The organism is Methanobacterium formicicum, assembly GCF_029848115.1.
In the GTDB taxonomy this organism is placed as follows: Archaea; Methanobacteriota; Methanobacteria; order Methanobacteriales; family Methanobacteriaceae; genus Methanobacterium; species Methanobacterium formicicum.
Map to the genome: position 1 here is coordinate 47432 of NZ_JARVXG010000035.1, position 7798 is coordinate 55229.

5 protein-coding genes are annotated in these 7798 nt (G+C 42.8%); 3 read left to right on the forward strand and 2 right to left on the reverse strand.

Features of this window, described 5'->3' with window-relative positions:
* Positions 1 to 39 precede the first annotated feature (39 nt).
* Positions 40 to 2826, forward strand: coding sequence for a U32 family peptidase (locus QC759_RS03255; protein WP_048072316.1), 2787 nt, complete (start codon positions 40 to 42; stop codon positions 2824 to 2826).
* 2 nt (positions 2827 to 2828) lie between these two features.
* Here the strand turns inward: QC759_RS03255 and QC759_RS03260 are convergent, their stop codons facing one another.
* Positions 2829 to 3656 (reverse strand): sulfite exporter TauE/SafE family protein, encoded by an 828-nt coding sequence (locus QC759_RS03260; protein ID WP_048072317.1) that lies wholly within the window; start codon positions 3654 to 3656, stop codon positions 2829 to 2831.
* 276 nt (positions 3657 to 3932) lie between these two features.
* Between QC759_RS03260 and QC759_RS03265 the strand changes: the two genes are divergently transcribed.
* Positions 3933 to 5828, forward strand: coding sequence for a MutS-related protein (locus QC759_RS03265; RefSeq protein ID WP_048072318.1), 1896 nt, complete (start codon positions 3933 to 3935; stop codon positions 5826 to 5828).
* A gap of 32 nt (positions 5829 to 5860) precedes the next feature.
* Here the strand turns inward: QC759_RS03265 and QC759_RS03270 are convergent, their stop codons facing one another.
* Complete coding sequence (locus QC759_RS03270) at positions 5861 to 6325, reverse strand: cache domain-containing protein (RefSeq protein ID WP_048072319.1); 465 nt, start codon at positions 6323 to 6325, stop codon at positions 5861 to 5863.
* 247 nt (positions 6326 to 6572) lie between these two features.
* On the opposite strand from QC759_RS03270, the gene QC759_RS03275 reads away from it, so the two are divergent.
* The gene (locus QC759_RS03275; protein ID WP_048072320.1) at positions 6573 to 7175 is read left to right on the forward strand and encodes a DUF429 domain-containing protein; all 603 of its coding nucleotides are present in this window, start codon (positions 6573 to 6575) and stop codon (positions 7173 to 7175) included.
* Positions 7176 to 7798: the final 623 nt, after the last annotated feature.

Sequence of the window (7798 nt, forward strand, 5' to 3'; positions counted from 1 at the left end):
TGACTCATTTATTATTTAATCACCCCTATCTGAGGATGTATGAAAAACAATATACCTGAACTTTTAGCCCCTGCCGGATCCATGGAATCCCTGAAAGCCGGTGTTAATGCTGGAGCTGATGCAGTTTATCTTTCTGGTAGAAGATTCGGTGCCCGGCAGTTTGCCCAGAATTTCAGTGTAAAAGAAATGGAATACGCCCTGGAATACGCCCATATACGTGGCGTGAAGGTTTATGTGACTGTGAACACTCTTATAAAGGAATCTGAACTCCCTGCGGTGTGTGAAAATCTTTACCAGCTCTACAGTCAGGGAGTGGATGCGGTGATTGTCCAGGATCTGGGTGTGGCCCGACTGGCCCGGAAACTTGTCCCCGACCTGGAACTGCACTGTTCCACTCAGATGACCATTAATAATCTTCAGGGTGCGATGTGGGCTGCGGATAATGGTTTTAAAAGGGTGATCCTTGCCCGGGAGATGTCTCTTAACGATATTAAAGAGGCCGCCCAGGAACTCTCCGGAAGGATAGAACTGGAGATATTTGGCCACGGGGCTATATGTTACTCCTATTCTGGTCAGTGCCTTCTCTCATCTTTTATTGGAGGTAGAAGTGGTAATCGAGGTATGTGTGCCCAGCCCTGCCGTAAGCAATACCACTTGATCCGTACCCGGGCAGATAAATATGGGAAATATCAGGAAGGAGAAGAAATTCCCCTGAAAGATCATTACCTCCTTTCCACCCGGGATCTTTCCATCTATCCCTATCTGGACCAGGTAGCCCGGGCTAAGGTGAATTCCATAAAAATCGAAGGCCGTATGAAGCCCCCGGAATACGTGGCCAACGTGGTTAAGGTTTACCGTGGCGCTCTGGACTCAATAGCTGCGGGAAGATGGAAGCCCGATGAAAAGGAAATTTCTAAACTCAAAATGTGCTTCAACCGGGGGCTGACCAATGGCTGGGTAATGGATACCTCCGGTGATTCAATGATGGGTAGGAGTAATCCTGGTAACCGGGGATTGTACCTGGGAAAGGTGATTGATTTTAATAAAAGAAGTGGGGAAACCATCATTGGACTCAAAAGCAGGGTTAAACCCCTGAAAGGTGATGGGTTACTCTTCAAACAATCAAGGTACCAAAAAGTAGACAAACTATGGGGAACCATTCTGGAAAGTAATCCTCCCGTTGCTGGAAATGACAAGTTATCCTTAAAATTAAGGAAAAACGTTGAAAAAGGAAGTAAAGTCTTCTTAACCCGTAGAAAGTCTCTGGTTGATGCCGCCCAGGATATGGTTAATAATCCTCAGTTACCGGACAGAATCCCCCTGGACATTGAAATTCACTGGAATGAAGAGATGACCCCGGTTATCCGGGTAGTTGCATCCCCTATTGGTAGAAAAACTGTTAATATTGATTTTAAAGCAGATTTTGCCATGGAAAAGGCCATTAAAAGACCCTTGTCCACTGAGACAATTAGGAAACAGTTAAAAAAAACTGGGGGCACACCCTTCCTCATCAGAAGTATATCTCTGGATTATCCTGGAGGTTTATTCACTCCCCTTGGTAATTTGAATCATTTAAGGAGACAGATCCTGGAAAAAATTCAGGATAAACTTCTGGAAATGTATCGGCCCTCTGAGGAAGAAGTTGAAACTGTGGAAACCCGTTTACACCGACTCAATGTGTCTTTTAATTCCTCCTTGAAAACTTACCCTGGAACTGGGGGATCTGATGCAGAGAAGGGGAGAACTGATTCAAATAGTGATGTTAAAGATTCAGATACTGGAGGAAATAATTCCAGGGTGGGGGTAAACTCTTCCCAACCGGGCACAACTATTCCTTCATTGGATCTGGCAGTTTATGTTGACGATCTTCTTTCTGTGGAGGCTGCCCTCCAGTCTGGGTGTCGTAGAATCTATTTCCAGCCCCAAATAAATACCAACTGTGCCCGAGAAATTTCGGAGGGTTTAGAACCGGGCAGTGCCTATTTTAAACTGATGGATTCCTCATTAAAAGAAGCAGCCCTCCGTTGCCAGGATTATAATTCTGATTTAATCTGGAAATTGCCAGATATTACCAGTAAAAGATTTTTAGAAGGTGCAGTTAGTATCCTTAACCAGGACACTGGAAAGAACATTTCGGGAGTGATGGTGGGGAGTTTAGGAGCATTTTGGGCTTTGAAGGACATTTCTTCCCCCCCGGACTGCTATGGTTCCCGTGCCCTGAATATCTGGAATCATATGGCAGCATCGGAACTAATCCGTGAGGATGGTGGTTCAAACTGTTTAACCAGTATCACCCTATCCCCAGAGTTATCCCAAAAAGAGTTAAAACAGGCTGTTTCCAGAATACGAATTGAACACCCATCCATACAAGTTGAATTCCTGGTTCAGGGTAATTTAGAGGCTCTGGTAAGTGAAGACTGTCTTCCTTGCATACTCCAGGATAAAAGCATGGTGGAAGAATTCAAAGGCCCCTCTCCGAATGTGTTTGGAATAAAAGATGGTAAAAACCGGATTTTCCCCCTTAAAATTGATGAAGAATGCCGAACCCATATTGCAAATTCAGTGGAGCTGTGCCTAATTGATCACCTCCCTGCTCTTAACCGTAGCGGAGTAAACAGTCTGGTTATTGATGCCCGTGGCAAACCAGTTGATTACATAACCCGGATGATATCTTTGTACCAGGAAGCTGTGGATTTAACCCGGGTCAATACCCCTAAACTGGGAGCCAGATTAAATTCCCTTAAAAAACAGGCCAAAAAGGTATCCAACGGAGGAATTACCACCGGGAACTTCCTCCAGGTTAGGGATGAAGGAATAAATAATTGATTTTACAATGGTAAATTCAGCCACTGGAAGACTCCCATCATTTTCAGGGCAATGTAGACCAGTAAGGCGGCGAATATGTATTTTAACTTTTTTTCAGGAATGTTATGGGCCGCTTTAACCCCCACTCTGGCCATGGGAATACTGGTCCCGGCCAAAGCCACAAACTGCAGTAGATTAACGTATCCTACTGAATAGGGAGGTAAACCAGTGGCATTGATTCCCGTAAATATGTAGGTTGCTATTCCTCCCAGGGATGCAAATATGATGAACGCCGTGGAAGTTCCAATGGCCTTACGTATGGGAAACTTCAGGAGAATATTTAAAAGGGGCACCATGACCACTCCTCCACCTATACCTAATAATCCTGAGGAAAATCCTCCTAAAAATCCCCAGAAAAGGTAGGATTGCTTGGGGTGCGAGGGATCCTTATCTATTTCTGGATATCTGGATGCAATCATCCACAGTGCACTTCCCAAGGCCAGTATTCCAAATATGAAACTTAAAAGTGCAGCCGGGGATTGGCTGGATATTACGGCCCCTAAAACACCTCCTATTATCCCGGTTGTTCCCAGAATAATAGCCGGACCAGTTAGTACTGCTCCCCGGCGCCAGTGCCCCAATGCCCCACTTAGCGCCGTGGGTAGGATCACCATTAAACTGGTGGCAAAGGCCACCCGGAGGGAGGTGTCGGGGTCAATACCCAGGGCTGTGAGGAGGAAGAACTGGACTGGTACCATGATGAAACCTCCTCCAATTCCCAGTAAGCCCGAAGCAAATCCCACGAATGTGCCGGTTAATAAAAGAATTAATATATATACTATTAAGTCCATTAGAAATCATTCCTCAACTTTAAAAACTATCATAGCTAATTTGTGGTGTTATTATCTTTTTTAGTTTTCTTAAACCTTATCCAAAGTATTAATAAAAGTTACAGTTATATTAATTATGGTGTTGATGTGAAAGTTAGGTAATTTGATTATTAATTAAAGAAATTGGCAGGTTAAACCATCTTTCTATCAGTGAGGTATAGTTAAAAGTTAGTCAAGTACTAATATCAGGTTAATTAAAAGTTCTACTAAATTAAGTGTAAAAAGTACGGTGGTATATTGGATTTACGTGATATCAAAGGTATAGGCGATAAGTTAGCCTCCCGCATCATCAATCATTTCGGTAGTCAGGAAGAATTTTTTAAGGCAGCCAGTAACTATGAAGTCTACCGTCTGGCAAGTATGGAAGGAATCAGCCAGCGTAGAGCGGTGGAAATCATAAACACAGTTTTAGGTAATCCTTCAGAGGAGTTTTTAAAAACTGAAAGGGCAGTCCAGATATACGAAGAAATTGTCCAACGTATAATACATTATACCAACACAGAATATGCTAAAAACCGGGTTTTACTCCTTGGTCCCGGTAAAAACCCGGAGCTGATCCAGAAAAACCTGGAGATGGTTATGGAAGCAAAAGAGAAGGCTGCTCATCTTCCACGGGATGAACTTAGAAATTTATTTAAAAATGTGAACTTTTCCCAGGCTACTCGGCCACGATACGACACTTCCAAGGCCATATTGGTAGAATCCAGGGAGGATTACTCCAGTTTAATGGATCGTGAACTAAACCAGTACGCCCAGATCATCCATATTCAGGAAGTGGGAAGTCTGGATGAATTCGAACTGGTGGTCTACGTCTACCGGGATGGTGCACTGGAACTGGACAACACTCCCAACCTGGCCATGGTTAACTGTGATGCTGAAGACCTGGAGATCGTTCCGGAGATAGTTCTCTCATATTATCATGAAAATCAGATTCTCCTGGAGAACATTTTAAAAATCAGGGAGATATTAGGTTATCCCTCTGTCCTGGGGGATGTTTTAAGCATACTGGATTCTCTTAAGGCATCAGGTGTTGATGAAAAATCATTTGACACTGCGGTGAATCAGGCCAAGGAAAGGGCAGATAAAGAACTGGAAGATGCCATTAAGAAGGTTGATCTTTCGGGTGTAGAGGTGTTGGACCTTCTGAACAAGGGTATGTCTCCCAAGATCCAGGAAATTTTTGACAAAATCCTTAAAGACACCGTTAAAAAGATTAAAGATGATACTGGGGTGAGTTTTGATCCTTTTATTCAGAAATATCCTCTAGAAATCGATGAACAAGAGTTGGAAAGGATCAAAAAACAGGAACTCGGTAAAGAATATGTTAGGGTCTTTGAAGAAAAGGTTAACGCTGCTTCCCAGCTTTATCTTCTTAAAGGTGAGGTGGAAAAAGAAATCCAGGATGTTCTGGAATTTGATTACAAATTCGCCCTGGGCTGTTTCGCCTATTACTATGATTTACACGCCCCCCAGATGGGGGATGGATTCTGCTTTAAGGAAGGTCTGCATTTGAATTTAGCACGGGAAGATTCTTCATACATACAGAGGATTAACTATGCTCTGGAGTCTCCGGACAATGTGGCTCTCCTTACCGGGGCCAACAGTGGAGGTAAAACCACCCTCCTGGAGACACTGGCCCAAATAAGTATTATGAGTCAGATGGGATTACCAGTGTGCGCCCGGGAGGCCCAGGTGAAACTGGTTGATGAACTGTACTTCTTCAGTAAGAAACGTTCCCTGGATGCCGGGGCATTTGAATCATTCCTGAGCACCTTCATGCCCATTGTGGTGCGGGAAGAGGATAAATTAATTCTTTTAGACGAGCTGGAAGCCATAACCGAGCTGGAAGCAGCAGTGAAGATAATTTCCAGTTTCATAAATTTCATACAGGATTCTGAATCCTTTGCCGTGATTGTAACCCATATGGCCCGGGAGATACTCAAAAACACCGCGGTTCGGGTGGATGGGATCGAAGCCCAGGGACTGGATGAGGAGTACAACCTGATTGTGGATCGTACCCCCCGGATGAATTACTTTGCCCGCAGTACACCAGAATTGATCCTGAGAATGGTCTACGAAAAATCCGATGGTAAACTACGGGATATCTACGGGAAGATGTTAGAGAGGTTTTAATTTCTAAAATGTGCTGTCTAAATGAGGTATGATTAGATATAAACCCCAGATCCCACTAGATAGGTTTGATTCTGATACTGGGCCTTTTTTATGTAGGTTATCTTCAGTGATGGCACTGTCTCACCTGGTTTGGGCCACATATAATCCACCCATCCACTGCCTTTTTCTGCGGTCTGGATGAAAAGTTTACCAATGGGTTTCCCGGCAGAATCCACTAGGCCCGTCATGTTTTTACCCTCACCACTGGGGTCCGGAGGGTAAACCACGCGGATTCCATCAATTCTCCATACAAAAATATAACTATCATTGTGTACCCAGGATGAACCGCGAAGCTCAGCAAATGCATTTTCACCATCCTGTTCAACGAGTTGAACTGCCTGATCAACCAGAAAAACCAGTTGTGTTTTTTGCTGGTTTTCAACCTGTTGCTGATAGAAAAAACCACTCGCAGCCACAAAGAACATTAAAATAATACCCAATAGTACGGCTTTACTCATAAACAAACACCCCCAACTCTTTTTCAGTTACTGGCAATAATTCCTTAACTTCTCTATCCAAATTATCTCTGTAGCTGAAACAAATAATATTTATTTAAAGTAAGGTTGAGTTATAGGTCTATCCACAAAACTTCAATTCATGATCTAAGACAAATCTGATCGGAGGACAGAGTATATCTCACTAATAATAGGAAAATGTACTGATTCCACGGGAGAATAAAGTATAAAAACTGGACGGGAATTAATTATGAAAATTATGGGAATTGATCTGGCGGGTAAAGAGGAGAATCCCACAGGGATATGCATTTTAAAGATGAATGGTAAGATCTCACTCCACACTCTGTATGGTGATGGGGAAATACTGGAAAAAATCAGCCAGGATAAACCTTCTTTAATTGTGGTTGATGCACCATTGTCCCTGCCTAAAGGTCGTTGCTGTCTGGAAAAAGAATGCGAATGTGCAGTTGGTGGTCATTTCCGGCAATCAGAACGTGAAATACGCCGTTATGGTCCGGTTCTACCCTTAACCTTCACCGGGATGAAGATGCTCACCATGAGGGGTGTGGGCCTGGCTGAGGCAATGGGCCGGGCTTTCAAGGGGAGGTGTCAGTTGAAGGAAACCCATCCCCGCACCGTCCAGAAGATTCTGGGTTTTGAAGATCTCAAAAGGGATCTGGGTGAATATTTCCAGATGCCCCGGGATAGTAATGAACATGAACTGGATGCCCTGCTGGCAGCATTAACTGGTTTTTTCTATCTTCAAAACTGTTCATTGGAGCTGGGTGATAGGGATGAAGGTACCATAATTATTCCCCAAGGGAGAGAATGTCTGCAAAAATTGAAGGAATGAATATTTATTAGGGATGTTATAAGTTTGAGACTGTTTTTTTAGATTAAGAGTACAATTAAAAGCAGGGGGTTTGGGGTAAAGGAATGTTAAACTGATTATGATATCGTAAATTTAAACTGAGAAATATGTAGAAAAATAGAATTTTATAAATAGGATTTTGCCTGCTGACTAACACGACATGATCATCGGTGGCTAACCCTTAACCCTACATGAGCAACCCTCGTAGCAGGCAGTCTGTCCAGTGCTGGGTTTCTCCTATTCATTGCAGGCGTCGCCTAAGCTTGTAGGAGGACCGTAGGCACAAGTCTATAAAGATATGACCTTGAATTAAATAAAACTTGAACTATTTTGTTATTGTATTTATTCATTTATATCTATATGGGTTATCTGATTATTTAGTAACCCTAACTGGATAGTAATGTCAAAAAACCAGTTTCCATACTTCCGTGCATTGTAAAAGATTAATGACTTTTTTATAAAAAGCATTCTTAAAAATGTAAAAGTATTTTCTATAAAGTATTGTATTTTCTTCTATAAAGTATTCTCTTAAAAAAAACTAGTTAAAGAGGGGGTGCCCCTCTACATGGGTATGTAGAGGGGACAAATGGGGTTAAACATCAAAT

Bases quoted from the DNA above. Each gene is read 5' to 3' on its own strand.
- QC759_RS03270 (WP_048072319.1), bottom strand. From the start codon at position 6,325: ATGAGTAAAGCCGTACTATTGGGTATTATTTTAATGTTCTTTGTGGCT.
- QC759_RS03275 (WP_048072320.1), top strand. From the start codon at position 6,573: ATGAAAATTATGGGAATTGATCTGGCGGGTAAAGAGGAGAATCCCACA.
- QC759_RS03255 (WP_048072316.1), top strand. From the start codon at position 40: ATGAAAAACAATATACCTGAACTTTTAGCCCCTGCCGGATCCATGGAA.
- QC759_RS03260 (WP_048072317.1), bottom strand. From the start codon at position 3,656: ATGGACTTAATAGTATATATATTAATTCTTTTATTAACCGGCACATTC.